The organism is Citrobacter amalonaticus, from assembly GCF_037053465.1.
Lineage (GTDB): Bacteria > Pseudomonadota > Gammaproteobacteria > Enterobacterales > Enterobacteriaceae > Citrobacter_A > Citrobacter_A amalonaticus_H.
Genome location: NZ_JBALIF010000007.1, coordinates 108,748 through 132,242, shown reverse-complemented (window position 1 = coordinate 132,242; position 23,495 = coordinate 108,748). Strand labels below are relative to the sequence as shown.

The window sequence follows — 23,495 nt, the reverse complement described above, 5'->3', positions numbered from 1 at the left end:
GCCAACAAAGAGACGACGTGAAAGACGACGGAATTCCACCGGAGCTGACAATGGAGGAACCTCAATGTCACAAGATCCTTTCCAGGAACGCGAAGCTGAAAAGTACGCAAACCCAATCCCGAGCCGGGAATTTATTCTCGAACATTTAACAAAGCGTGAAAAACCGGCCAACCGCGATGAGCTGGCCGCCGAACTGAACATTGAAGGCGAAGAGCAGCAGGAAGCGCTGCGTCGCCGTCTGCGCGCAATGGAGCGTGATGGTCAACTGGTCTTCACTCGCCGTCAATGCTATGCGCTGCCGGAACGCCTCGACCTGCTGAAAGGTACCGTTATTGGTCACCGTGATGGCTACGGCTTTCTGCGCGTCGAAGGACGAAAAGACGATTTGTATCTCTCCAGTGAGCAGATGAAAACCTGTATCCATGGCGATCAGGTTCTGGCGCAACCGCTGGGCGCGGATCGTAAAGGCCGCCGTGAAGCGCGTATCGTGCGTATTCTGGTCCCCAAAACCAGCCAGATTGTGGGGCGTTACTTTACCGATGCGGGCGTCGGATTTGTGGTTCCTGATGACAGCCGCCTGAGCTTTGATATTTTGATCCCGCCTGAGGACGTCATGGGCGCGCGCATGGGCTTCGTGGTGGTGGTTGAACTCACCCAGCGCCCGACGCGTCGCACGAAAGCCGTGGGTAAAATCGTAGAAGTACTGGGCGATAACATGGGCACCGGGATGGCCGTCGACATGGCGCTGCGGACCCATGAAATTCCCTATATCTGGCCAGCAGCCGTTGAAAAACAGGTCGCCGGATTGAAAGAAGAAGTGCCGGAAGACGCCAAAGTCGGTCGTGTTGATTTACGCGATTTACCGTTGGTCACTATCGATGGCGAAGATGCCCGTGACTTTGACGATGCGGTCTATTGCGAGAAAAAACGCGGCGGCGGCTGGCGTCTGTGGGTGGCGATTGCCGATGTGAGTTACTACGTCCGTCCACCGACACCGCTGGATCAGGAGGCGCGTAATCGCGGGACTTCGGTGTACTTCCCGTCACAGGTCGTGCCAATGCTGCCGGAAGTGCTCTCCAACGGTTTATGCTCACTGAACCCACAGGTTGACCGCCTGTGCATGGTCTGCGAAATGACGGTGTCCAACAAGGGGCGTCTGACAGGGTATAAATTCTATGAAGCGGTGATGAGCTCCCATGCTCGCCTGACCTATACCAAAGTCTGGCACATGCTGCAGGGCGATCAGGATCTGCGCGAGCAGTACGCGCCGCTGGTTAAGCATATTGAAGAGCTACATAACCTCTACAAAGTGCTGGATAAAGCCCGTGAAGAGCGCGGCGGTATCTCCTTTGAAAGTGAAGAAGCGAAGTTCATTTTCAATGCTGAGCGCCGTATTGAACGTATTGAGCAGACTCAGCGTAACGATGCGCACAAGCTGATTGAAGAGTGCATGATCCTGGCGAACATCTCGGCGGCCCGTTTTGTTGAGAAAGCGCAGGAACCCGCGCTGTTCCGTATTCATGACAAACCGACCACCGAGGCAATCACCTCTTTCCGTTCTGTTCTGGCGGAGCTGGGGCTGGAACTGCCGGGCGGCAACAAGCCGGAACCGCGTGACTATGCGGAACTGCTGGAATCGGTCGCCGATCGTCCCGATGCTGAAATGCTACAAACCATGCTGCTGCGGTCGATGAAACAGGCAATTTACGATCCGGAAAACCGGGGCCACTTTGGCCTGGCGTTACAATCGTATGCGCACTTTACCTCGCCAATTCGTCGTTACCCGGATCTCTCCCTGCACCGCGCCATTAAGTATCTGCTGGCGAAAGAGCAGGGCCATAAAGGCAACACCACCGAGACGGGCGGTTATCACTATTCCATGGAAGAGATGCTGCAACTCGGCCAGCACTGTTCGATGACTGAACGCCGTGCGGATGAAGCAACCCGCGATGTGGCTGACTGGCTGAAGTGCGACTTCATGCTGGATCAGGTCGGCAACGTCTTTAAAGGCGTGATTGCCAGCGTCACCGGCTTTGGCTTCTTTGTGCGTCTGGACGAACTGTTCATCGATGGCCTGGTGCATGTCTCCTCGCTGGATAACGACTACTACCGTTTTGACCAGGTGGGGCAACGCCTGACCGGTGAATCGAGCGGTCAGACTTATCGTCTGGGCGATCGCGTGGAAGTGAAGGTCGAAGCCGTGAACATGGATGAGCGTAAAATCGACTTTAGCCTGATCTCCAGTGAGCGTGCGCCGCGTAACGAAGGTAAAACGGCGCGCGAAAGAGCGAAGAAAGGCGATGCAGGCAAAAAAACCGGGCGTCGTCGTCAGGTCGGCAAAAAAGTGAATTTCGAGCCTGACAGCGCATTCCGCGGCGAGAAGAAAGGCAAGGGCGGGGCGAAACCTGCGGCTGCGAAAAAAGGTGATAAAAAAGCGAAAAAGCCGTCGGCGAAAACGCTTAAAATCGCCGCCGCCACGAAAGCAAAACGTGCAGCGAAAAAGAAAGACGCGCAGTAAGTCAGACAATGTAAGCCGGGAACGCGTGGCGTTATCCGGCATGATTAACTTTTAACGAGTAATTTCATGAGTGAAATGATTTACGGCATCCATGCGGTGCAGGCCTTGCTGGAGCGTGCTCCTGAACGTTTTCAGGATGTCTTTATTCTCAAAGGCCGTGAAGATAAACGCCTGCTGCCGCTGATCCATGCTCTCGAAGCTCAGGGTGTGGTCATCCAGTTGGCGAACCGTCAGTTTCTGGATGAGAAAAGCGAGGGTGCCGTGCATCAGGGCATCATCGCCCGTGTGAAGCCGGGTCGTCAGTATCAGGAAAATGACCTGCCGGACCTTATTGCCTCGCTTGAGCAACCTTTCCTGCTGATCCTTGATGGCGTCACCGATCCGCACAACCTCGGCGCCTGTCTGCGTAGCGCCGATGCCGCAGGGGTGAATGCGGTCATCGTGCCGAAAGATCGCTCCGCACAACTGAATGCCACGGCGAAGAAAGTCGCCTGTGGCGCGGCGGAAAGCGTTCCGTTGATCCGTGTGACTAATCTGGCGCGTACCATGCGTATGCTGCAGGAAGAGAACATCTGGATTGTGGGAACGGCAGGTGAAGCGGACCATACGCTCTATCAAAGCAAAATGACCGGGCGTATGGCGCTGGTGATGGGCGCAGAAGGTGAAGGTATGCGCCGCCTGACGCGTGAGCATTGCGATGAACTGATCAGTATTCCAATGGCCGGTAGCGTTTCCTCACTCAATGTTTCTGTGGCGACAGGCATTTGCCTGTTTGAAGCGGTTCGCCAGCGTAGCTAATTATTTCGCCTCTTCCCAAAGCCATCCAACCGGATGGCTTTTTTGTGACCGCCTTTCCAGGCATTCTGAGCACAGTCTGACCATACTTATGGGTAATGCCATTGAAGGAGGGAGACACAATGCACTGGCAAACCCACACCGTTTTTAACCAGCCTGCACCTTTGAATAACAGTAACCTGTTCCTGTCTGATGGCGCGCTATGCGAAGCCGTGGCGCGCGAGGGCGCGGGATGGGACAGTGAACTGCTTGCCAGTATCGGGCAACAGCTTGGCACTGCGGAATCCCTTGAGCTGGGGCGACTGGCGAATACCTGGCCGCCGGAATTACTGCGTTATGATCCGCAGGGGCGACATCTTGATGATGTTCGGTTCCATCCCGCGTGGCATCTGCTGATGCAGGGGCTGTGCGCCAATCGCGTGCACAATCTGCCCTGGACGGAAGACGCACGTGCCGGATCGTTTGTTGCTCGTGCCGCGCGCTTTATCTTACATGCGCAGGTGGAAGCGGGTACGTTATGCCCCATCACCATGACGTTTGCCGCCACACCGCTGTTACAGCAGATGTTGCCCGCTTCTTTTTCTGACTGGCTTGCTCCCTTGCTCAGCGATCGCTATGACTCCCATCTCTTGGCGGGTGAGCAAAAACGCGGCTTGCTGATTGGCATGGGTATGACGGAAAAACAGGGCGGATCCGATGTCCTGAGCAACACCACCCGGGCTGAACGGTTATCAGACGGCTCGTACCGGCTGGTTGGGCATAAGTGGTTTTTCTCCGTTCCACAAAGCGATGCGCATCTGATTCTGGCCCAGGCGAAAGGTGGACTCTCTTGCTTTTTCGTGCCGCGCTTTTTGCCTGGCGGTCAGCGTAATGCGGTTCGTCTCGAACGGCTGAAAGATAAGTTGGGAAATCGCTCGAACGCCAGTTGTGAAGTGGAACTCCAGGATGCGTTAGGCTGGTTGATAGGCGAAGAAGGGGAAGGGATTCGGCATATCCTGAAAATGGGGGGCATGACGCGTTTTGACTGCGCGTTGGGGAGTCATGGACTGATGCGTCGCGCCTTTTCGGTCGCGATTTACCATGCACATCAGCGCCAGGTTTTTGGTAAGCCGCTCATCGAGCAACCGATGATGCGCCAGGTACTGAGCCGTATGGCGCTGCAACTGGAAGGTCAGACCGCACTGCTGTTTCGTCTGGCGCGCGCCTGGGATCGTCATCACGATGTAAAAGAGACACTCTGGGCGCGACTGTTTACACCCGCGGCGAAATTCGCCGTCTGTAAAAGCGGTATCCCCTTTGTGGCGGAGGCGATGGAAGTGCTCGGCGGAGTGGGGTATTGCGAAGAGAGCGAACTGCCGCGACTGTACCGTGAAATGCCGGTCAACAGTATCTGGGAAGGCTCTGGCAACGTTATGTGCCTGGACGTTTTACGGGTTATCACTAAACATGCCGGTGTTGAGGAGATGCTGAGTGATGCTTTCTCTGACGTTCGGGGGCAGGACAGACATTTTGATCGCGCGGTTCGCCAGCTTATGCAGCGACTTCGTAAGCCTTCTGAAGAGTTGGGGCGCGAGATCACCCAGCAGATTTTCTTGTTGGGTTGCGCCAGGGAAATGCTGCGCCATGCCTCGCCGCCTGTCGCACAAGCCTGGTGTCAGATGATGCTGGATACGCGGGGAGGACTGCGCTTAGCGGAGCGGGTACAGGATGAGGTGTTGCTACGGGCGACGGGAGGATTACGCTAATAACAATTGCCGGATGCGCTCAAATCATCCGGCAATCTGTCAGGCGTAGAGTATGGCCTGGACGCGCCAGTTATCGGGCTGCTGTTCTTCGTACATCTGAACAATGCGATACCATGACGCCCCTTGTTCATCCGCTTTTAACGCCACGATACGTTCTACATCCTGTTGATTTCCGCAAATATTACTGACAGAGATCAGGCCAATTTCATTAAGGCCCGTCACGCAATCCGCACTGGCGAATTCGGCAGATTGTGCCGTCGTACTCACCAGTCCGGCAGTAAGCAGCAGTGAGGATAAGGCAAGAGATTGTTTCATCGTCAGCTCCATTTTACGTTTCCCCGCATTGAGCAGGGCATTCCATCGCCGAAATAAACGTCCAGCCTCCTGCTGTTGGTTTATTGTGCACAAGTAAACGTATAGAGGTGTAAAGCAACGTGAAATTGACTTAAATTCCATCAATGATTACTTACGGTATAAGATAGCCTGCGAGTACCACTGACCTGTCACAATGGTTTCATCCACCATGACAATAACGTAATAATCGGCTTTCGCGGCAGCAGCTTTCGCTTTGACTTCATCTACTGCATCATCCGGTGAACCCCGGACCAGAGAGGTTACCGTTCCCATTCGCTGCAACCCTTGTGTCTGGTCGCGACGAATTTCCTGTGGATGATCGGCGACGGGCGGTGCGGGTTGCGGCGTTCCCTGAAGCACGCTACATCCACTTAACAGCATTACCAACATCAAAGCGGCAAACCGACGCATAACTCTATCTCGTTTACTGATAGTCATAGTGTAGTGCCTTATTAATTTCCCTTTGGGGGAATGTTCCCGAAATGTTATCTTCCGCGCGATTTTCGAATGAAAATGTCGCGAAAGCGTAATCCAGTTCTCAACATTATGAATCGTTGCTGAACACTTAACCTTGCTTAATGAGTTACCCCGTGGCATACCAGAATAAAAAGGGGCCACCAATGATTGAAATTGAAACAAAGCAACTCGCCGAACATCATGTGCTGCACGCCTTTCCCTCAGGTCAGCATACTACGCCATTGCCGACAATTATTTTCTACCACGGATTTACGTCTTCAGGTCTGGTTTACAGCTATTTTGCTGTTGCACTGGCACAGGCCGGCTTTCGGGTCATTATGCCAGACGCCGCTGAGCACGGCGCGCGTTTCAACGGCGATGCGCAAACGAGATTATGTCGTTTTTGGCAGATTTTGCAGCAAAACATGCAGGAATTTGCTGCGTTGCGTGCGGCCCTCAACGCTGAAAACTGGCTGTTGGATGAGCGACTTGCGGTTGCGGGGGCCTCAATGGGAGGGATGACCGCGCTTGGGATCATGACTCGCCATCGGGAGGTGAAATGTGTTGCCAGCCTGATGGGGTCGGGATATTTCACCCGTCTGGCGCGTACCTTATTTCCCCCTTTGCCTCTGGAAACGCCGGAACAGGAGGAGGCATTCAGTCATATCATCGCGCCACTGGCAACATGGGAGGTGTCGCAGCAGCTTGAGCGGCTGGCCGACAGACCGCTTTTGTTATGGCATGGTCAGGATGATGATGTGGTCCCGGCGGCGGAAAGTTTTCGCTTGCAGCAGGCACTGATTCAGGCTGGTCTGGACCAGAATCTGACCTGCCAGTGGCAAGCGGGCGTGCGCCATCGCATTACGCCAGAAGCCCTGGCCGCCACGGTGTCGTTTTTTAAGCAGCATCTTTAGACGCGCAAAATGCTGACGCCCTGGGCTTCAAGCTGTTTCAGAATGTCAGGGTTAGCATTTTTCCCTGTGATGAGCATGTCTATTTGATTCGCACGGCTGAACAGCATACCCGCACGTTCGCCAACTTTACTGCTGTCGACCAGCACCACCAGCTTACCCACCACGCTCAGCATTTTTTGCTCAGCCATCGCGGTCAGCATATCGGTTTTATACAGGCCGTCAGCCGTTAATCCTTTGCCGCTGGTGAACATCCAGTGTCCTGCATAGAGGCTATTTTCACTGTCTTGTGGGCTTAGCGTGATCGACTGGCTTTTGTTGTACTGACCTCCCATGATGATCACGCTCTCATGCTCCTGATCGATCAGAAAATTAGCGAGTGGAAGATAATTGGTAATGATCTGAACGGGTTTACCACACATTTCACGTCCCAGCAGGAACGCCGTGGAGCCACAGTTAATCACCACGCTTTCCCCTGGACTGACCAGTTGTGACGCGGCTTTAGCGATGCGTACCTTTTCACCGTGGTTTTGCGCCTGGTGCAGATTCATTGGTGTCCAGCGCGGACGCTGTTGGCTTATAGCTTCCGCTCCGTTGCGGACTTTCTTCAGTTTGCCGCTCTCATAGAGTTTATTAATATCCCGCCGGGCGGTGGCAGGAGAGATCCCCAGACGGTCAACGACATTCTCGACGGTGACAAAGCCCAGCTGTACCAGCATATCCAGTAAAATTTGATGTCTTTGTGCTTCAGTCATGAGCTATTCCGATACAAAATGATTTTAAAAGATGATATTTGAAATAGCCTGGAAATACTAAGGTAAATGCAAAAATGCCAGGAGCTTCCCGGCATTTCGCGGATTACAGGAAGGATTTAAACGGCAGGTCCGGCTCCATCGTGAAGCAGTCGTCAAAGCCACGTGGGTAGTGATATTCAAAATTATCTTTATCCAAAGGCCAGGTAAACTTACCGCCAACCTGCCAGATAAAGGGTTTGAAGCCGTATTTCAGACGATCTTTTTTCATCTCCCACAGCACACGGATTTCCTGCGGATCGGCCTGGAAATTTGACCAGATATCATGATGGAATGGGATCACCACTTTAGTATTCAGAGCTTCCGCCATACGCAGTATGTCAGCGCTGGTCATTTTATCGGTGATTCCGCGAGGGTTTTCACCGTAAGAACCCAGCGCTACGTCAATGTGATGATCGTTGCCATGCTTCGCGTAATAGTTCGAATAGTGCGAGTCACCACTGTGATACAGCGTACCGCCCGGTGTTTTGAACAGATAATTCACAGCGCGTAAATCCATACCGTCAGGTAAAACGCCTTCTGCTTTCTGCTGCGCAGGAAGCGTGATCAATGCCGTCCTGTCAAAGGCATCAAGCGCATGAATTTCAATGTCTTTAACCTTTATTACATCACCCGGTTTGACGACGATGCAGCGTTCTTTCGGCACACCCCAGCCAATCCAAAGATCCACACATGTTTGTGGGCCAATAAATGGTATGTCGTCAGCGCAGTTTTGCATTACGGCTGCGGCAACGTTGACGTCAATATGATCGTTATGATCGTGAGTCGCCAGGACTGCGTCTATCTGTCGAATCGCAAAAGGATCGAGAACAAATGGAGTTGTGCGCAGATTCGGCTGCAATTTTTGCACGCCAGCCATGCGTTGCATCTGATGCCCCGTTTTCATTAACGGGTTCGCATGGCTTTGTTTTCCGGTGCCGCACCAGAAATCGACGCACACATTCGTCCCACCTTCAGATTTTAGCCAGATACCGGTACAGCCCAGCCACCACATTGCAAATGTGCCAGGCGCAACCTGCTCCTGTTCGATCTCTTCATTCAGCCAGCTTCCCCATTCAGGAAAGGTGCTCAGGATCCATGATTCACGGGTAATCGTGTCAATTTTGCTCATCGTTTTATTCCTGTATTAGTCATAATTAATCACATGATGATTTGTTGTGATTTATGTTTGCACCGTTTTTGTCATTTTTCAATGGGGTGATTAGCGTGTTTTGTCTGTTTTTCATGACTTATTTTCTGAAAAAATCGGGTTTAATTTCTTTGTCTTTCTTTAACTTGATGAATTTAAATGTTTAATTTTAAGTGTTGGTTAAAATGAAAGTCATCATTAACAGAAGGGAAATAATTTGCGTGATGCGTCACAAATAGTCAAATTTGATCTTTACGTGATTATTTGTGATTACTAGAGTGATGTCACCCACCACACAGGGATGACTCTGCGTTTTCCCTATTTGGAGAGAGTTATGGAGATCCTCTACAACATCTTTACCGTCTTCTTTAATCAGGTAATGACCAATGCACCACTGCTGTTGGGCATTGTGACCTGCCTGGGCTATATCCTGCTACGCAAAAGCGTTAGCGTGATCATCAAAGGCACGATCAAAACCATCATTGGTTTCATGTTGTTACAGGCAGGCTCGGGCATTTTGACCAGCACATTTAAGCCGGTGGTGGCCAAAATGTCGGAAGTGTATGGCATTAACGGGGCGATCTCCGACACCTACGCCTCAATGATGGCCACCATCGATCGGATGGGCGACGCCTATAGCTGGGTGGGATACGCGGTACTTCTGGCTCTGGCGCTGAACATTTGTTATGTCCTGCTGCGGCGAATTACCGGTATTCGCACCATCATGCTTACCGGTCACATCATGTTTCAGCAGGCCGGCTTGATCGCGGTTTCCTTTTACATCTTCGGTTATCCGATGTGGACGACGATTATCTGTACTGCCGTGCTGGTCTCTCTGTACTGGGGCATTACCTCCAACATGATGTATAAGCCAACGCAGGAGGTGACCGATGGCTGCGGTTTCTCAATTGGTCACCAGCAACAGTTTGCCTCCTGGATTGCCTGGAAGATCGCGCCTTATCTGGGGAAAAAAGAAGAAAGCGTTGAAGACCTTAAGTTACCTGGCTGGCTGAATATCTTCCATGACAACATCGTTTCGACGGCGATTGTCATGACGCTTTTCTTTGGCGCCATTCTGCTCTCGTTTGGTATTGATACAGTGCAGGCAATGGCAGGTAAAGTGCACTGGACGGTGTATATCCTGCAAACTGGCTTTTCGTTCGCCGTGGCGATTTTCATTATCACCCAAGGGGTGCGAATGTTTGTTGCCGAGTTGTCTGAAGCGTTTAACGGGATTTCACAACGCCTGATCCCGGGGGCGGTACTGGCGATTGACTGCGCGGCGATTTATAGCTTCGCGCCGAATGCAGTGGTCTGGGGCTTTATGTGGGGCACCATTGGTCAACTGATCGCGGTTGGCATTCTGGTGGGTTGCGGTTCTTCCATTCTGATCATTCCTGGTTTCATCCCAATGTTTTTCTCTAACGCCACTATCGGTGTTTTTGCAAACCACTTTGGCGGCTGGCGTGCCGCGCTGAAGATCTGCCTGGTGATGGGCATGATAGAAATTTTTGGCTGCGTCTGGGCGGTGAAATTGACCGGCATGAGCGCCTGGATGGGGATGGCGGATTGGTCGATTTTGGCTCCGCCAATGATGCAGGGTTTCTTTTCTGTTGGTATCGCCTTCATGGCCGTCATCATTGTGATTGCACTGGTGTATATGGTCTACGCAGGGCGCACGCTACGAGCTGAAGAAGATGCAAAAAAACAACTGGCAGAACGTTCTGCTTAATAAGGAGTTTTGACTATGACCGTACGTATTCTGGCTGTATGTGGCAACGGACAGGGAAGCTCCATGATCATGAAAATGAAAGTGGACCAGTTTTTGACGCAATCGAACATTGACCACACGGTAAACAGTTGCGCAGTGGGTGAGTACAAAAGCGAACTTGGCGGCGCGGACATTATTATCGCCTCTACGCATATCGCCGGTGAGATTAGTGTGACCGGCAACAAGTATGTGGTTGGGGTGCGCAATATGCTGTCGCCTGCTGATTTTGGCCCAAAACTGCTGGAAGTGATCAATGCGCATTTTCCGCAGGATGTGAAGTAAGGATATGCCATGAAATTACGTGATTCGTTGGCAGAAAATAAATCCATCCGTTTGCAGGCTGAAGCTAAGACCTGGCAGGAGGCGGTGAAAATGGGTGTCGATATGTTGGTGGCAGCCGATGTGGTCGAGTCTCGCTACTACCAGGCCATTCTGGATGCGGTAGAACAACATGGCCCATATTTTGTCCTCGCGCCGGGGTTGGCCATGCCGCATGGTCGCCCGGAGGAGGGCGTCAAAAAAACGGGGTTTGCGCTGGTGACGCTGAAAACACCGCTGGCGTTTAACCATGAGGATAACGATCCGGTCGATATTCTTATCACTATGGCAGCGGTAGATGCCAGCACCCACCAGGAAGTTGGCATCATGCAGATCGTGAATTTGTTTGAAGATGAAGCCAATTTTGAACGTTTACGAGCCTGTCGAACCGAGCAGGAAGTCCTTGATTTAATTGACCGCTCCAATGTGGTCAACGTCTGAGAAGGAAATGGATATGTCATTACCCATGTTGCAAGTCGCACTGGATAACCAAACGCTGTCTGATGCCTACAAGTCGACCCGTCTGATTGCGGAGGAGGTTGATATCATCGAAGTGGGCACAATTTTATGCGTTGGTGAAGGCGTTCGTGCGGTCCGGGATTTAAAAGCCCTCTATCCACATAAAATTGTGCTGGCAGACGCTAAGATTGCCGATGCCGGGAAAATCCTCTCCCGGATGTGCTTTGAGGCAAATGCGGACTGGGTTACCGTGATTTGCTGTGCGGATATCAACACTGCCAAAGGCGCACTGGAAGTGGCAAGAGAATTTAACGGCGACGTACAGATTGAACTGACCGGACACTGGACCTGGGCGCAAGCGCAAGCGTGGCGTGAAGCCGGTATTCAGCAGGTTGTTTATCATCGTAGCCGTGATGCGCAGGCCGCTGGCATCGCGTGGGGCGAGGCAGATATCAGCGCCATCAAACGTCTGTCTGATATGGGCTTTAAAGTTACCGTGACGGGGGGCCTGGCACTGGACGATCTGCCGCTGTTCACAGGCATTCCTGTTCATGTCTTTATTGCTGGTCGTAGCATCCGAGACGCCGCATCCCCGGTAGAAGCGGCCCGCCAGTTCAAACGCGCCATTGCAGAACTATGGGGGTAAGGAGCGGATATGCTTTCGGAACAGAATCCGCTTGGTATTTATGAGAAAAATTACTCAGGTTATGGAGTCTTTGAGGTAAAAAAGCCCCCTGAACAGGGGGCAAGTCAAACGATGGCTTTATTTTCGTTGGGCTTTCCTGGTGCTAGCGATAAATATCTGCGCTGGCGTGAATGTTGCCGTTGCTACCGGGTTCCCGAATCAGGATTGTGTGGTAGTACTGTGCGCCTTGCGCGTCAGTCTCTTCATTCAGTGCCTTTTCTGCATCACTTTCAGTGGCGAAATTATGATTGATATAAATCACACCTAAGCTCTGCACATCATCCATGTTTCTGGCTTGCTGGTGGTCAATTTCTATGGCGGCCAGTGCATTCGCACTGAGTAAAAGTCCCGCCAGAAGGGTGACAAAACGAATTCGCATACCTACCTCCTCGACAGCTGATTCTGGCTAGCGATTTCTCCTGTTAGTCGATAACGTCTGATTTAATTTTAATCGCTACTTTGCCGGTCGATAGCGACCATTTCTGATGCAGTTGTTCAAAAAATTACCGCGATCCGTTCTTTCTGAGCGTAAACAAGTGGCTAGCCCGTTTCGTTGTGACTAAAAATACCTGTTTTTCTGGCAAGAACACTTACCGAATCGTCAATATCGCTGCCGTTCATCGCCGCTTATAGTGAGGCGAAACATAAAGTTAACTTTATGATAATAAGGCAAAAAGATATGGATACTTCATTCGTGGATTTCAGCTACTTCGCCATTATGTTTATGGTGGCGCTGATAGCGGGTTTTATTAATGTGGTTTCAGGCGGCGGCGGGTTTTTATCGATTGGGGCACTATTGCTCTCAGGGTTGCCGCCAGCCAATGCGCTGGCGACCAATAAGATTCAGGCTCTGGGCAGTTCATTGACCTCGGGGATCTACTTTCTGCGTCGCGGGCATATTAATGTTCAGCAGCATAAGTCTGTCTTTTTCGCCGCCTTTATCGGGTCGGCGCTGGGGACGACGCTTATCCAGTTCATTGAGCCTGAATTACTGAAAAAACTGTTGCCGGTGCTGATCATTGCGGTGGCAATCTATTTTATCTTTGCGCCTAATCTCAGTGAGCCCAAAAAGAAACAGCAGGTCTCGTTGTTTCTTTTTTCGTTGGTTGGCGGTGGATGCGTGGGGTTTTATGATGGTTTTCTCGGCCCGGGGGCCGGTTCCTTCTATACACTGTGCTACATCTTACTGTGGGGTTACAGCATCGATAAGGCGCAAATTCACTCGAACTTCATCAACCTCGCCTCCAATATTGCCTCTATCCTGTTCTTTATTTTTGGCGGCAAGATGATCTGGTCGCTGGGGTTAGTGATGTTTGTGGGGCAATCGCTCGGCGCACGTCTTGGCGCATCGGTTGTTATCACGCGGGGTAAGAAAGTTATCCGGCCAATGATCGTCATTGTCTCCATCTGTATCAGCGTCAAAATGCTGCTGGATATGTATTGATGCTGCCCTGACAAATATTCATACAATCACCTTGAGTTTACCGGCTGACACCAGTATTATGACGCGTCATTTTTCAGCCGCCCTTTAACACGTTCCTTGCCTCCACGGGCCGCGGCTGACCCAGACAGGAGGCTGAATAATCCGTAAGGAGCAATTCGATGCGTCATTACGAAATCGTTTTTATGGTCCATCCTGACCAGAGCGAACAGGTTCCGGGCATGATCGAGCGTTACTCTGCTGCCATCACTGGTGCAGAAGGCAAGATCCACCGTCTGGAAGACTGGGGTCGCCGTCAGCTGGCTTACCCGATCAACAAACTGCACAAAGCTCACTACGTTCTGATGAACGTTGAAGCGCCGCAGGAAGTGATCGATGAGCTGGAAACAACTTTCCGCTTCAACGACGCCGTTATCCGCAGCATGGTAATGCGTACTAAGCACGCTGTTACCGAAGCATCTCCGATGGTTAAAGCGAAAGACGAGCGCCGTGAGCGTCGCGATGATTTCGCAAACGAAACCGCAGATGATGCTGAAGCTGGGGATTCTGAAGAGTAATTTCTGATGACCAACCGTCTGGTGTTGTCCGGCACCGTGTGCAGGACCCCCCTTCGAAAGGTCAGTCCATCAGGAATTCCGCACTGCCAGTTCGTGCTTGAGCACCGTTCTGTGCAGGAGGAAGCCGGGTTTCACCGGCAGGCGTGGTGCCAAATGCCCGTTATTATTAGCGGACACGAAAACCAGGCCATTACTCACAGTATAACGGTCGGTAGCGCAGTGACCGTTCAGGGGTTCATCTCTTGCCATAAGGCAAAGAACGGCCTGAGCAAAATGGTTCTGCATGCCGAGCAGATTGAATTGATAGATTCTGGAGACTAGCCATATGGCACGTTATTTCCGTCGTCGCAAGTTCTGCCGTTTCACCGCGGAAGGCGTTCAAGAGATCGACTATAAAGATATCGCTACGCTGAAAAACTACATCACCGAAAGCGGTAAGATTGTCCCAAGCCGTATCACCGGTACCCGTGCAAAATACCAGCGTCAGCTGGCTCGCGCTATCAAACGCGCTCGCTACCTGTCTCTGCTGCCGTACACTGATCGTCATCAGTAATCGGTCACGGTCCATTAATACGACTTTGAGAGGATAAGGTAATGCAAGTTATTCTGCTTGATAAAGTAGCAAACCTGGGTAGCCTGGGTGATCAGGTTAACGTTAAAGCGGGTTACGCTCGTAACTTCCTGGTACCACAGGGTAAAGCTGTTCCTGCTACCAAGAAAAACGTTGAATACTTCGAAGCACGTCGCGCTGAACTGGAAGCTAAACTGGCTGACGTTCTGGCTGCTGCAAATGCACGCGCAGAGAAAATCAACGCACTGGAAACCGTTACTATCGCGTCTAAAGCAGGCGACGAAGGTAAACTGTTCGGTTCCATCGGTACTCGCGACATCGCTGACGCTGTTACTGCGGCTGGCGTTGAAGTGGCTAAGAGCGAAGTTCGTCTGCCGAACGGCGTTCTGCGTACCACTGGTGAGCACGAAGTGAACTTCCAGGTTCACAGCGAAGTATTCGCTAAGCTGACCATTAACGTTGTTGCAGAATAAGTTTTTATTCTGACAACCTCGTACGAAACGCCGGCCTTGTGTCGGCGTTTTGCTTTTCTCGATGCCCCATTATTCGCTCTGGCTATTCTTTTTCCTTTTCGGGATAATCACCAAAAATGAAACATAATTTCACTGTGGTGATGAATGGATACCCCGCAACCTTTGTTTGCGCGTAAAAACGTTGTCTGGATGAGTGCTGCGTTTTGTTGTCTGCTTTGGGGCAGTGCTTACCCGGCGATCAAAAGCGGTTATGAGATCTTCCAGATTGCCACCGATGATATCCCCTCTAAAATTGTCTTCGCCGGATATCGTTTTTTCTTTGCCGGCCTGTTACTGCTCTTGCTGGCGCTCGCACAACGCAAACCCATCGGTCGACTGAGCGCTCGCCAGTTCGGACAACTGTCGATGCTGGGGCTGACGCAGACCTCGCTGCAATATATCTTCTTTTACATTGGGCTGGCGTTTACCACGGGGGTGAAAGGCTCAATCATGAACGCCACCGGAACCTTCTTCAGCGTGCTGCTGGCGCACTTCATCTACCAGAATGACAAACTGAGCTACAACAAAACGCTGGGCTGCATTCTTGGCTTTATTGGCGTGATGGTGGTGAACTTTAACAGTGGATTGATGGATTTTAGCTTTAATCTGGCAGGCGATGGCTCGATCGTGCTGGCCGCGTTTATTCTTTCTGCCGCGACGCTGTACGGTAAGCGTATTTCGCAGACGGTGGATCCGACGGTCATGACGGGTTACCAGTTAGGCTTTGGCGGTGTGGTTTTAGTGCTGGGAGGCTATGCGTTTGGCGGTTCGCTAACCGTTCACGGGCTCGCGTCTGTCGCCATTCTCGGTTATCTGACGCTGCTCTCGTCAGTGGCGTTTGCGCTGTGGAGTATTTTACTCAAATACAATCGCGTGGGGATGATCGCGCCGTTTAACTTCCTGATCCCGGTTTCTGGCGCGGTTCTGTCTGCGATTTTCCTCGGTGAGAATATCCTCGAATGGAAATACGCCCTGGCGCTGGTACTGGTATGTTCGGGGATCGGATGGGTTAATCGGGTGAAGCGGTAATGCCAGCAGCACATTTGTAGGCCGGAGAAAGCAAAGCCGCCATCCGGCACTGCGCTTATCAGGCCTACAAGACTGCGGCAATATGCGTTAACGTGCGCGTATAAAGCTACCGTTGGCTTGACGGGTAAACAGGACCTGTTGATTGTTTCCGGTATCGATAGTCAGTCCGGTCACCACGCCGTTGGCATTCTGGCGAATCTGCACCATTTGCCCGTTTTGCAGGTTGCTGAGCGGTTTGCCGCTGCCTTCAACCTGTGCCATAGCGTAAACGTCAGTCGGTGGCAGCCCGTGGTCACGGAACAGTTGCGCTAACGTTTTACCCGACTCTACGCGATAGGAGCGCCACTGCTGTTCAATACCGCTTTCCTGCTGGAAAGGCTGAGTTTGTGTTTGCGTCTGCTGTGCCTGAGGTTGTTCCTCTGGCTGGCCTTCCTGAATGGGTTCCGGCGCGACGGGAGCGACTTGTCCCGGATCGTTTTGCGGGGTGACAAGCTGCGCCTGAAGCTGTGCTTCTGTCGGTGGTTGAGACTGTGACTGGAGATCCAACTGCGCGTCGCGGGTGACGGCTGGCGCATCGTTTGTATCGCTTGAGGGAAGCAGGAAGCCGATAATCAGCACAACAGCCGCAATAATAATGCCGCGGCGGTGCGCCGGGGGAAGCGGATCCATAATGCGAAAATTGTCCGGTGCATGCCAGATTTTCGCCAGGGTTGGTTTTAATTCAAAGCGCCCGGGCATGGCTTTCCTCCTGCTCCGCGTCTCGTTCCTCAATCATAGAGTATAGACAGCTAACGCTATGATGTTCGTGATGTTACCCGCTTTTGACACATTCATACGGAATATCTCTATTGTTTCTTTTTCGCCGTGATTTGTCATCCTCCCCGACACAACATTTTACCGGAAGAGGCGTGACTGTTATGCTGCCCGCTACTTAATATCCGATGAAAGGAAATACGATGGCAACCCCGACTTTTGACACTATCGAAGCGCAAGCAAGCTACGGCATTGGTTTGCAGGTAGGACAGCAACTGAGCGAATCCGGACTGGAAGGGCTGTTGCCTGAAGCGCTGGTTGCAGGTATTGCTGACGCGCTGGAAGGCAAACAGCCTGCTGTGCCCGTTGATGTGGTACACCGCGCACTGCGTGAAATTCATGAGCGCGCGGACGCCGCGCGTCGCGAGCGTTTCCAGGCAATGGCTGCGGATGGCGTTAAATATCTGGAACAGAACCGTGAGAAAGACGGTGTGAACAGCACGGAATCCGGTCTGCAATTCCGTGTCCTGACACAGGGCGAAGGCGCAATTCCGGCTCGTACTGACCGCGTTCGTGTTCACTACACAGGCAAACTGATTGACGGCACTGTTTTTGACAGCTCTGTTGCGCGTGGCGAACCGGCTGAATTCCCGGTAAACGGGGTTATTCCGGGCTGGATTGAAGCGCTGACCCTGATGCCGGTTGGCTCGAAATGGGAACTGACGATCCCGCAGGAACTGGCTTACGGTGAACGTGGCGCTGGCGCTGCTATCCCGCCGTTCAGCACCCTGGTGTTTGATGTCGAGCTGCTGGAAATCCTGTAAGCAGTGACTTCTGTTCCCCTCAACTCCGGGGGGAACAGAAAATACGCAATAAAACCACTTCCTTGCCAAATGTCGGCATTTTATCTTGCAAATGCATCCGTTGCGTGTATTTTTGTGAGCTAATTCGCGTTACCAGAGTGATATGACACTCACTTTAAACATAAAATTAACATTATATTTAAATCTTAGTATTCATCCCGCCGATTCTTACCTAATATCGATGAGTCCCGAAGAGAGGATCGTCGTATCATAGAGATACACAACAGACGCATTAAAGGCCGCAGAGCCTGCACAACACAGACAGGTACAGGAAGAATAAAACATGGTAGATCAGGTTAAAGTCGCTGCCGACGAAGAGGCATCGACTGAACAGTCGCTACGGCGCAATCTTACAAACCGGCATATTCAGCTTATCGCCATTGGTGGCGCGATTGGTACCGGCCTGTTTATGGGCTCGGGTAAAACAATCAGCCTCGCCGGACCGTCGATCATTTTTGTGTATATGATCATCGGTTTCATGCTCTTTTTCGTGATGCGGGCAATGGGTGAATTGCTGCTCTCGAATCTGGAATACAAATCTTTTAGTGACTTTGCTTCGGATCTGTTGGGACCCTGGGCCGGGTATTTTACCGGCTGGACCTACTGGTTCTGCTGGGTCGTTACCGGAATGGCGGATGTCGTCGCCATTACCGCCTATGCGCAGTTCTGGTTCCCCGGTCTTTCCGACTGGGTTGCCTCGCTGGCGGTGGTCATTCTCCTGTTGAGCCTTAACCTCGCCACCGTGAAAATGTTTGGTGAGATGGAGTTCTGGTTCGCGATGATCAAAATCGTCGCCATCGTGTCGCTGATCATTGTCGGGCTGGTAATGATTGCCATGCACTTTCAGTCGCCAACCGGCGTAGAAGCGTCATTTACTCACCTGTGGAATGACGGCGGCTGGTTCCCGAAAGGTATTAGCGGCTTCTTTGCCGGTTTCCAGATTGCAGTGTTCGCCTTTGTGGGGATTGAACTGGTCGGGACAACGGCGGCGGAAACCAAAGATCCAGAGAAATCGCTGCCACGCGCGATTAACTCGATTCCGATTCGTATCATCATGTTCTACGTCTTCGCGCTGATCGTCATTATGTCGGTGACGCCGTGGAGTTCAGTGGTGCCGGAAAAGAGCCCGTTCGTTGAACTCTTTGTCCTGGTCGGCCTGCCTGCTGCGGCCAGCGTGATTAACTTCGTGGTTCTGACGTCTGCGGCTTCCTCAGCAAACAGCGGCGTATTCTCCACCAGCCGCATGCTGTTTGGGCTGGCGCAGGAGGGCGTGGCGCCTAAAGCATTCGCCAAACTGTCTAAACGCGCGGTTCCGGCGAAGGGGCTGACCTTCTCCTGTATCTGCTTGTTGGGCGGGGTGGTGATGCTGTACGTCAATCCCAGCGTAATTGGCGCTTTCACCATGATCACCACGGTGTCAGCGATCCTGTTTATGTTCGTCTGGACCATCATCCTGTGCTCATATCTGGTGTACCGCAAACAGCGCCCGCATCTGCATGAGAAATCGATCTACAAAATGCCGCTGGGTAAAGTGATGTGCTGGGTGTGCATGGCGTTTTTCGTGTTCGTCCTGGTGCTGCTGACCCTGGAAGACGACACCCGTCAGGCGCTGATTGTGACGCCGCTGTGGTTTATCGCGCTGGGTCTGGGGTGGCTGATGATTGGTAAGAAGCGGATGGCAGGCGTTCGTTAATTCGATTGCCGGATGGCGCTAGCGTTTATCCGGCCACAAAAAGTCTGGTTCCCGTAGGCCCGGTAAGCGCTAGCGCCACCGGGCGCTTTGTTTACTCCCCCGCTAACGCCCGCGGGAACAGCACATTATTTTCCAGACTGATGTGTTCCATCAGGTCATCGATCAGTTCATTAATGCCGTTGTACATCGCTTTCCAGGTGGTACAGGCTTCTGGTGGAATGGTGACGTTATGGGTCGTGTGCTTGATCACTTCCAGCAGTTCGCCCGCCTCATCATGCTCACTTTCCATAATGCTAATCGGCCCCATTGCCTGACTGCCCAACCCCTGTTTGAGCATCGGGAACAGGATCTGTTCCTCTTTCATCATGTGGCTTGAAAGCTCCTGATGCAGCATGGTCAGATATTTCGCCAGCCCTTTCGGTACGTTGGGCTTGTCGGCATGAACGCGTTCCACTTTGCTGGCCTGTAGAATAAGTTCCGGCAGTTGCTCGCGGTGTCTGTCGTGATAACGCACGATGATGTGATCGATGATGTCGGCCAGCGGTGCGGCGCGCCAGTCTTTCTCTACCGGCTGTTTCGCCAGTTGGGCGAGTTGCGCTTCAATGGCGTCAATATCCAGTTCTTTACGGGCGGCAGCACGCGCCAGCGTCTGCTTACCGCCGCAGCAGTAATCCATATCGTACTTGCGAAACAGAGCCGAAGCGCGTGGTATAGAGAGCGCCAGTTCACCTAATGGTTGATCGCGATAAGCCATAGCCGTTACCTCATTCTTAATGATATAAATTGCATTTTAAATGCAACTTTAAGCCAGCACCATAACCCTTTTGGGGGGGGGACGGATTAACTGCCCGGCTCAGAAAGCGGAATCACGCGCGGTTTTTCTGGTTTCGCTTTGACCGCCACGACGACGCCGATCGCCAGCAGCGCGATGCCGCTTACGCTCAGCGCCGGAGGAAGTTCCTGACGTAAAATAAAGGTATACAGTAAGCCCGCCAGCGTTTCGAAAACAATTAACGGGCCAAGAATGACCGTCGGTAAACGCTGGCTGGCAATGTTCCAGCACAACGCGCCCACCCATGAGCACAGCACCGCAATGGCGATCATCAGCCCCACAAATACCCCAGGACGGGGGCCGAACGGCAAAGCGAAATCGGGTGTTTGTCCATGTAACCAGAGACAGGCGACGAGATAGCCTGCCAGGGACACCGGTAGTGTGACCAGCGCTTGCGCCGTTGCCCACATCATCGGATGTTTATCCGGGTTTTCCCGCAACCAACGGGCATTGCGCAGTGCATACCAGGCCCAGCACACCACGGAAACCACAGCCAGTGCGATGCCTGACCCATAACGCCAGCCGTTAAAATCAGGCACGCCCTGATTGAGTTCGGCGATGTTGACGCACAGCAAGCCAATACCTATCAACACCAGCGCGGGCGCCAGTCGCCGCCAGGAGAGTTTTCCGTCGCGATGGCTATACAGCAGATTGGCAAATACCGGGATCACAACTGGCAGTGTACCGATGATCATCGTGGAAACCGGCGCACCGGTACGCTGAATCGCGCTGGCAAGGCAGACGTAGTAAATCAGGTTGCCCATCATGGTTAGCGTCAGCGCCGTCACCCAGTCTTTCGCCGCAAGCTGTCGCAAACGAACGCGTCCGAGCCAGGCCAGCGGCAGGGCGATAAGACCAAGAGCCAGATAGCGCGCCATTGACTGTAATGCCGCGGGATATTCCGGTACGATCAACGGCCCGACAAATATCAATCCCCACATCAGCCCTGCCAGCAGAGCGTACAGCACACCGCTAATCATTTTTTACATCCACATCATTGAACAGTGCGAAGAGTGTAGGCAGGGAAAATGCGCGCGTATTGTATGAGATTGCGCATTATCGTGGGTAAACCTGTTTTTGGTAACGCACCGGGGTAATGCCATAGCGGTGTGTAAATGCGCGAGTGAGATGGGATTGATCGGTGAGACCTGTCGCGGCGGCAACATCCGCCGCGGGCATTCCGAGAGTCAGGAAGGCTTTCGCGCGCCACAGCCGAATCGCCATCAACATCTGATGGGGGGTGACATGGAAATGGGCTTTGAACTGACGCTGAAAGTGCCAGGGGCTCAGCGCGGCGACGCGCGCCAGTTCGTCGAGCGTCACCGGGCGCATATAGTTGTCATGCAGGTAGTCGCGTACGCGTTCAAAGCGATGCGCCCCTTCCTGACGTACCGGCGCATGGCGTGCCAGCGGTTGAAAGGTCTCGATCAGATCTAACAGCAGCCCTTTTTGCGCCAGCGGATCGTCGGTATGCCATAGGCCGTGGATCAGCGTACAGATCTGGCGGGAGCGCTGCGGATCGTGACGTGTAACGTCATGAAACCACCAGTGGCGGATCCCGGTGACCTCTTCCAGCAGATCGGGTTCCAGATAGATCATCCGGTAACGCCAGCCGTCGGCGGTTTCTGCTTCGCCGGTATGGAGCTCATCCGGATTCATGGTGACGACTGAATGGGCCGGGGCCACGTGCTGCGTACCCCGATAGCGAAAGCGTTCGGCTCCGGCTTCGATTGCGCCAACGCCGAACGCTTCGTGGGTGTGTGGTTCAAAGGCGTAGCGTGAAATATGCGCGTGGTACAGCTCAACGCCCGGAACCTGCGCCAGATGGCGAAAGCGGGCGCTGTCTTTCTCATCACTAAACTGTTCAGGTACACCTTGCACGTGATTTCTCCCCACACATCATCCTCTCATTATCTGAGAGGATGCGCGGGGATGCCACCACAATTAACCAATTTTTAACACTTACAGGCGGCTTTGACGCTCTCTGCCAGCGAGGTTGTCGGGCGGCCAATCAGTTTGCTCAGCGTATGGCTGTCATCGAACAGACCGCCTTTTGACGCTCCGGTATCGGAGTCTGCCAGCATATCTGCCAGACCCGCAGGCAGACCGGCACTTTTCAGCGCTGCAGCGAAATCAGCTTCGCTGAGGTTCTGATAGACGACCTGTTTACCACTCTGTTTGCTCAGTTCAGCAGCCAGTTGACTCAACGTCCTGCTTTCATCACCCGCCAGTTCATACACGTGACCGGCATGGCCTTCTGTACTGATGACCTGTGCAGCAGCAGCGGCATAATCCGCACGGGTTGCAGAGGCAATTCGGCCCTCGCCAGCGGCGCCGATAAACACGCCATGCTCCAGCGCAGCAGGGGCGCTGGCCAGATAGTTTTCGGTATACCAGCCGTTACGCAGCAGCGCGTGGGCAATACCGGCGTCTGCCAGCATCTTTTCCGTCGCCACATGCTCGTCCGCCAGACCGAGTGGAGAACGGTCTGCATGCAGCAGACTGGTGTAAGCGATAAATTTCACCTTTGCGATCCTGGCGGCATTAATGACATTGCGGTGCTGAACAGCACGCTGTCCCACTTCGCTGGAGGAAATTAGCAGCAGCTTATCGATACCCTGCAATGCCCGGGTGAATGCGGCTTCGTCGCTATAGTCCGCCTGACGAACGGTGATCCCCTGTTGGCTTAATGCGGTGGCCTTCGCCGGGTTGCGTACTATCGCCACAATCTCACGGGCAGATACGGTTTTTAGCAGGTTTTCAATAATGTGCTGGCCTAACTGGCCGGTGGCACCGGTAATTGCAATCATGGATGACTCCTTACTCTGTCGCTTGTGTTTTATCACGCTAACACTTAAACTTACTTTTAGTAAGTACGTACAAAAAGGTAAGTATGAAATGACAACACCGACGCTTTCTCAACAGTTGCGAGACGGCAATTTATTTGCTGAGCAGTGCCCGTCGCGTGAGGTGTTAAAGCATGTGACCAGTCGCTGGGGAGTATTGATCCTTGTGGCATTGCGTGACGGTACCCACCGTTTCAGCGATTTGCGCCGTAAAATGGGCGGTGTGAGTGAAAAAATGCTGGCGCAGTCGTTACAGGCGCTGGAGCTGGATGGATTTATCAACCGGGTCTCTTATCCGGTTGTGCCGCCACACGTAGAGTACAGTCTGACCCCACTGGGTGAGGAGATAAGCGACAAAGTCGCTGCGCTGGCGGACTGGATTGAGCTGAATTTGCCGCAGGTTTTATCGCAACGGGAAGCGCGGGTGGCGTAAAACGTGACCGGA

The 23,495-nt window shown here is 52.7% G+C and carries 27 protein-coding genes; 17 read left to right on the top strand and 10 right to left on the bottom strand.

Annotation, left to right across the window (positions count from 1 at the left end; all coding sequences use genetic code 11):
* Positions 1 to 64 precede the first annotated feature (64 nt).
* From rnr to WB371_RS13695, 3 genes are all read left to right on the top strand, one after another.
* Positions 65 to 2,518: a ribonuclease R gene (gene rnr / locus WB371_RS13705; RefSeq protein ID WP_336220613.1), complete on the top strand. Its 2,454-nt coding sequence runs from the start codon at positions 65 to 67 to the stop codon at positions 2,516 to 2,518.
* 66 nt (positions 2,519 to 2,584) lie between these two features.
* The gene (gene rlmB, locus WB371_RS13700; RefSeq protein ID WP_336220612.1) at positions 2,585 to 3,316 is read left to right on the top strand and encodes a 23S rRNA (guanosine(2251)-2'-O)-methyltransferase RlmB; all 732 of its coding nucleotides are present in this window, start codon (positions 2,585 to 2,587) and stop codon (positions 3,314 to 3,316) included.
* A 119-nt stretch (positions 3,317 to 3,435) separates the two neighbouring features.
* Positions 3,436 to 5,058: an isovaleryl-CoA dehydrogenase gene (locus WB371_RS13695; protein WP_336220611.1), complete on the top strand. Its 1,623-nt coding sequence runs from the start codon at positions 3,436 to 3,438 to the stop codon at positions 5,056 to 5,058.
* A 39-nt stretch (positions 5,059 to 5,097) separates the two neighbouring features.
* On the opposite strand, the gene yjfN is transcribed toward WB371_RS13695, so the two are convergent.
* Positions 5,098 to 5,373 carry a DUF1471 family protease activator YjfN gene (gene yjfN / locus WB371_RS13690; protein ID WP_336220610.1) on the bottom strand — a complete coding sequence of 92 codons (276 nt, stop codon included), beginning with the start codon at positions 5,371 to 5,373 and terminating at the stop codon, positions 5,098 to 5,100.
* A 147-nt stretch (positions 5,374 to 5,520) separates the two neighbouring features.
* Positions 5,521 to 5,850 (bottom strand): biofilm peroxide resistance protein BsmA, encoded by a 330-nt coding sequence (gene bsmA, locus WB371_RS13685; protein WP_336220609.1) that lies wholly within the window; start codon positions 5,848 to 5,850, stop codon positions 5,521 to 5,523.
* 182 nt (positions 5,851 to 6,032) lie between these two features.
* Here bsmA and yjfP point away from each other — a divergent pair, with 182 nt between their 5' ends.
* A complete protein-coding gene (yjfP, locus tag WB371_RS13680) occupies positions 6,033 to 6,782 on the top strand; it encodes an esterase (protein WP_336220608.1) in 750 nt (249 codons plus the stop codon).
* Here yjfP and ulaR read toward each other — a convergent pair.
* Both ulaR and ulaG read right to left on the bottom strand, forming a co-directional pair.
* The gene (gene ulaR, locus WB371_RS13675; protein WP_336220607.1) at positions 6,779 to 7,534 is read right to left on the bottom strand and encodes an HTH-type transcriptional regulator UlaR; all 756 of its coding nucleotides are present in this window, start codon (positions 7,532 to 7,534) and stop codon (positions 6,779 to 6,781) included. The two genes, yjfP and ulaR, sit on opposite strands and share 4 nt — an antisense overlap.
* Before the next feature lie 103 nt (positions 7,535 to 7,637).
* The gene (ulaG, locus tag WB371_RS13670; RefSeq protein ID WP_336220606.1) at positions 7,638 to 8,702 is read right to left on the bottom strand and encodes an L-ascorbate 6-phosphate lactonase; all 1,065 of its coding nucleotides are present in this window, start codon (positions 8,700 to 8,702) and stop codon (positions 7,638 to 7,640) included.
* Positions 8,703 to 9,054: 352 nt separating this feature from the next.
* Here ulaG and ulaA point away from each other — a divergent pair, with 352 nt between their 5' ends.
* From ulaA to WB371_RS13650, 4 genes are read left to right on the top strand one after another with little or no spacing between them, the layout of a single operon-like run.
* Positions 9,055 to 10,452: a PTS ascorbate transporter subunit IIC gene (gene ulaA, locus WB371_RS13665; protein WP_336220605.1), complete on the top strand. Its 1,398-nt coding sequence runs from the start codon at positions 9,055 to 9,057 to the stop codon at positions 10,450 to 10,452.
* Between the two features lie 15 nt (positions 10,453 to 10,467).
* Positions 10,468 to 10,773: a PTS ascorbate transporter subunit IIB gene (ulaB, locus tag WB371_RS13660; protein ID WP_336220604.1), complete on the top strand. Its 306-nt coding sequence runs from the start codon at positions 10,468 to 10,470 to the stop codon at positions 10,771 to 10,773.
* 9 nt (positions 10,774 to 10,782) lie between these two features.
* Entirely contained in the window at positions 10,783 to 11,250 is a 468-nt protein-coding gene (ulaC, locus tag WB371_RS13655; protein WP_336220603.1) for a PTS ascorbate transporter subunit IIA, read from the top strand.
* A gap of 13 nt (positions 11,251 to 11,263) precedes the next feature.
* A complete protein-coding gene (locus WB371_RS13650; RefSeq protein WP_336220602.1) occupies positions 11,264 to 11,914 on the top strand; it encodes a 3-keto-L-gulonate-6-phosphate decarboxylase UlaD in 651 nt (216 codons plus the stop codon).
* Between the two features lie 142 nt (positions 11,915 to 12,056).
* Here the strand turns inward: WB371_RS13650 and yjfY are convergent, their stop codons facing one another.
* On the bottom strand, positions 12,057 to 12,332 hold the full coding sequence (yjfY, locus tag WB371_RS13645; protein ID WP_336220601.1) for a DUF1471 family protein YjfY: 276 nt from the start codon (positions 12,330 to 12,332) through the stop codon (positions 12,057 to 12,059).
* 300 nt (positions 12,333 to 12,632) lie between these two features.
* Here yjfY and WB371_RS13640 point away from each other — a divergent pair, with 300 nt between their 5' ends.
* The 6 genes from WB371_RS13640 to WB371_RS13615 all read left to right on the top strand — a co-directional run bounded on the left by WB371_RS13640 (position 12,633) and on the right by WB371_RS13615 (position 16,063).
* Complete coding sequence (locus WB371_RS13640) at positions 12,633 to 13,397, top strand: TSUP family transporter (protein ID WP_336220600.1); 765 nt, start codon at positions 12,633 to 12,635, stop codon at positions 13,395 to 13,397.
* Between the two features lie 158 nt (positions 13,398 to 13,555).
* Positions 13,556 to 13,951, top strand: a complete 396-nt coding sequence (rpsF, locus tag WB371_RS13635; protein ID WP_001216673.1) for a 30S ribosomal protein S6 — start codon at positions 13,556 to 13,558, stop codon at positions 13,949 to 13,951.
* A gap of 6 nt (positions 13,952 to 13,957) precedes the next feature.
* On the top strand, positions 13,958 to 14,272 hold the full coding sequence (gene priB / locus WB371_RS13630) for a primosomal replication protein N (RefSeq protein ID WP_096758558.1): 315 nt from the start codon (positions 13,958 to 13,960) through the stop codon (positions 14,270 to 14,272).
* Between the two features lie 4 nt (positions 14,273 to 14,276).
* Positions 14,277 to 14,504, top strand: coding sequence for a 30S ribosomal protein S18 (rpsR, locus tag WB371_RS13625; protein ID WP_000135199.1), 228 nt, complete (start codon positions 14,277 to 14,279; stop codon positions 14,502 to 14,504).
* 41 nt (positions 14,505 to 14,545) lie between these two features.
* Positions 14,546 to 14,995, top strand: coding sequence for a 50S ribosomal protein L9 (gene rplI / locus WB371_RS13620; protein ID WP_012907347.1), 450 nt, complete (start codon positions 14,546 to 14,548; stop codon positions 14,993 to 14,995).
* Positions 14,996 to 15,139: 144 nt separating this feature from the next.
* On the top strand, positions 15,140 to 16,063 hold the full coding sequence (locus tag WB371_RS13615; protein WP_336220599.1) for a DMT family transporter: 924 nt from the start codon (positions 15,140 to 15,142) through the stop codon (positions 16,061 to 16,063).
* A gap of 87 nt (positions 16,064 to 16,150) precedes the next feature.
* Here the strand turns inward: WB371_RS13615 and WB371_RS13610 are convergent, their stop codons facing one another.
* Positions 16,151 to 16,801: an OapA family protein gene (locus tag WB371_RS13610; protein WP_336220598.1), complete on the bottom strand. Its 651-nt coding sequence runs from the start codon at positions 16,799 to 16,801 to the stop codon at positions 16,151 to 16,153.
* A gap of 218 nt (positions 16,802 to 17,019) precedes the next feature.
* Between WB371_RS13610 and fklB the strand changes: the two genes are divergently transcribed.
* Positions 17,020 to 17,640: an FKBP-type peptidyl-prolyl cis-trans isomerase gene (gene fklB / locus WB371_RS13605; protein ID WP_336220597.1), complete on the top strand. Its 621-nt coding sequence runs from the start codon at positions 17,020 to 17,022 to the stop codon at positions 17,638 to 17,640.
* Positions 17,641 to 17,962: 322 nt separating this feature from the next.
* On the top strand, positions 17,963 to 19,372 hold the full coding sequence (gene cycA / locus WB371_RS13600; RefSeq protein ID WP_336220596.1) for a D-serine/D-alanine/glycine transporter: 1,410 nt from the start codon (positions 17,963 to 17,965) through the stop codon (positions 19,370 to 19,372).
* Positions 19,373 to 19,463: 91 nt separating this feature from the next.
* Here the strand turns inward: cycA and ytfE are convergent, their stop codons facing one another.
* The 4 genes from ytfE to WB371_RS13580 form a co-directional block, all read right to left on the bottom strand.
* Positions 19,464 to 20,126: an iron-sulfur cluster repair protein YtfE gene (gene ytfE, locus WB371_RS13595; RefSeq protein WP_336220595.1), complete on the bottom strand. Its 663-nt coding sequence runs from the start codon at positions 20,124 to 20,126 to the stop codon at positions 19,464 to 19,466.
* Positions 20,127 to 20,212: 86 nt separating this feature from the next.
* On the bottom strand, positions 20,213 to 21,184 hold the full coding sequence (locus tag WB371_RS13590; protein WP_336220594.1) for a DMT family transporter: 972 nt from the start codon (positions 21,182 to 21,184) through the stop codon (positions 20,213 to 20,215).
* Between the two features lie 76 nt (positions 21,185 to 21,260).
* Positions 21,261 to 22,085: an AraC family transcriptional regulator gene (locus tag WB371_RS13585; RefSeq protein WP_336220593.1), complete on the bottom strand. Its 825-nt coding sequence runs from the start codon at positions 22,083 to 22,085 to the stop codon at positions 21,261 to 21,263.
* A gap of 74 nt (positions 22,086 to 22,159) precedes the next feature.
* Positions 22,160 to 23,014: an SDR family oxidoreductase gene (locus tag WB371_RS13580; RefSeq protein ID WP_336220592.1), complete on the bottom strand. Its 855-nt coding sequence runs from the start codon at positions 23,012 to 23,014 to the stop codon at positions 22,160 to 22,162.
* Between the two features lie 88 nt (positions 23,015 to 23,102).
* On the opposite strand from WB371_RS13580, the gene WB371_RS13575 reads away from it, so the two are divergent.
* The gene (locus WB371_RS13575) at positions 23,103 to 23,483 is read left to right on the top strand and encodes a helix-turn-helix domain-containing protein (protein WP_336220591.1); all 381 of its coding nucleotides are present in this window, start codon (positions 23,103 to 23,105) and stop codon (positions 23,481 to 23,483) included.
* The last annotated feature ends 12 nt before the right edge of the window (positions 23,484 to 23,495 follow it).

Bases quoted from the DNA above. Each gene is read 5' to 3' on its own strand.
- ulaR (WP_336220607.1), bottom strand. From the start codon at position 7,534: ATGACTGAAGCACAAAGACATCAAATTTTACTGGATATGCTGGTACAG.
- WB371_RS13695 (WP_336220611.1), top strand. From the start codon at position 3,436: ATGCACTGGCAAACCCACACCGTTTTTAACCAGCCTGCACCTTTGAAT.
- ulaC (WP_336220603.1), top strand. From the start codon at position 10,783: ATGAAATTACGTGATTCGTTGGCAGAAAATAAATCCATCCGTTTGCAG.
- rpsR (WP_000135199.1), top strand. From the start codon at position 14,277: ATGGCACGTTATTTCCGTCGTCGCAAGTTCTGCCGTTTCACCGCGGAA.
- ulaA (WP_336220605.1), top strand. From the start codon at position 9,055: ATGGAGATCCTCTACAACATCTTTACCGTCTTCTTTAATCAGGTAATG.
- WB371_RS13610 (WP_336220598.1), bottom strand. From the start codon at position 16,801: ATGCCCGGGCGCTTTGAATTAAAACCAACCCTGGCGAAAATCTGGCAT.
- WB371_RS13650 (WP_336220602.1), top strand. From the start codon at position 11,264: ATGTCATTACCCATGTTGCAAGTCGCACTGGATAACCAAACGCTGTCT.
- ytfE (WP_336220595.1), bottom strand. From the start codon at position 20,126: ATGGCTTATCGCGATCAACCATTAGGTGAACTGGCGCTCTCTATACCA.
- WB371_RS13615 (WP_336220599.1), top strand. From the start codon at position 15,140: ATGGATACCCCGCAACCTTTGTTTGCGCGTAAAAACGTTGTCTGGATG.
- rpsF (WP_001216673.1), top strand. From the start codon at position 13,556: ATGCGTCATTACGAAATCGTTTTTATGGTCCATCCTGACCAGAGCGAA.
- priB (WP_096758558.1), top strand. From the start codon at position 13,958: ATGACCAACCGTCTGGTGTTGTCCGGCACCGTGTGCAGGACCCCCCTT.
- WB371_RS13575 (WP_336220591.1), top strand. From the start codon at position 23,103: ATGACAACACCGACGCTTTCTCAACAGTTGCGAGACGGCAATTTATTT.
- yjfN (WP_336220610.1), bottom strand. From the start codon at position 5,373: ATGAAACAATCTCTTGCCTTATCCTCACTGCTGCTTACTGCCGGACTG.
- ulaG (WP_336220606.1), bottom strand. From the start codon at position 8,702: ATGAGCAAAATTGACACGATTACCCGTGAATCATGGATCCTGAGCACC.
- WB371_RS13640 (WP_336220600.1), top strand. From the start codon at position 12,633: ATGGATACTTCATTCGTGGATTTCAGCTACTTCGCCATTATGTTTATG.
- yjfY (WP_336220601.1), bottom strand. From the start codon at position 12,332: ATGCGAATTCGTTTTGTCACCCTTCTGGCGGGACTTTTACTCAGTGCG.
- rnr (WP_336220613.1), top strand. From the start codon at position 65: ATGTCACAAGATCCTTTCCAGGAACGCGAAGCTGAAAAGTACGCAAAC.
- rplI (WP_012907347.1), top strand. From the start codon at position 14,546: ATGCAAGTTATTCTGCTTGATAAAGTAGCAAACCTGGGTAGCCTGGGT.
- yjfP (WP_336220608.1), top strand. From the start codon at position 6,033: ATGATTGAAATTGAAACAAAGCAACTCGCCGAACATCATGTGCTGCAC.
- cycA (WP_336220596.1), top strand. From the start codon at position 17,963: ATGGTAGATCAGGTTAAAGTCGCTGCCGACGAAGAGGCATCGACTGAA.
- fklB (WP_336220597.1), top strand. From the start codon at position 17,020: ATGGCAACCCCGACTTTTGACACTATCGAAGCGCAAGCAAGCTACGGC.
- WB371_RS13590 (WP_336220594.1), bottom strand. From the start codon at position 21,184: ATGATTAGCGGTGTGCTGTACGCTCTGCTGGCAGGGCTGATGTGGGGA.
- WB371_RS13580 (WP_336220592.1), bottom strand. From the start codon at position 23,014: ATGATTGCAATTACCGGTGCCACCGGCCAGTTAGGCCAGCACATTATT.
- bsmA (WP_336220609.1), bottom strand. From the start codon at position 5,850: ATGACTATCAGTAAACGAGATAGAGTTATGCGTCGGTTTGCCGCTTTG.
- rlmB (WP_336220612.1), top strand. From the start codon at position 2,585: ATGAGTGAAATGATTTACGGCATCCATGCGGTGCAGGCCTTGCTGGAG.
- ulaB (WP_336220604.1), top strand. From the start codon at position 10,468: ATGACCGTACGTATTCTGGCTGTATGTGGCAACGGACAGGGAAGCTCC.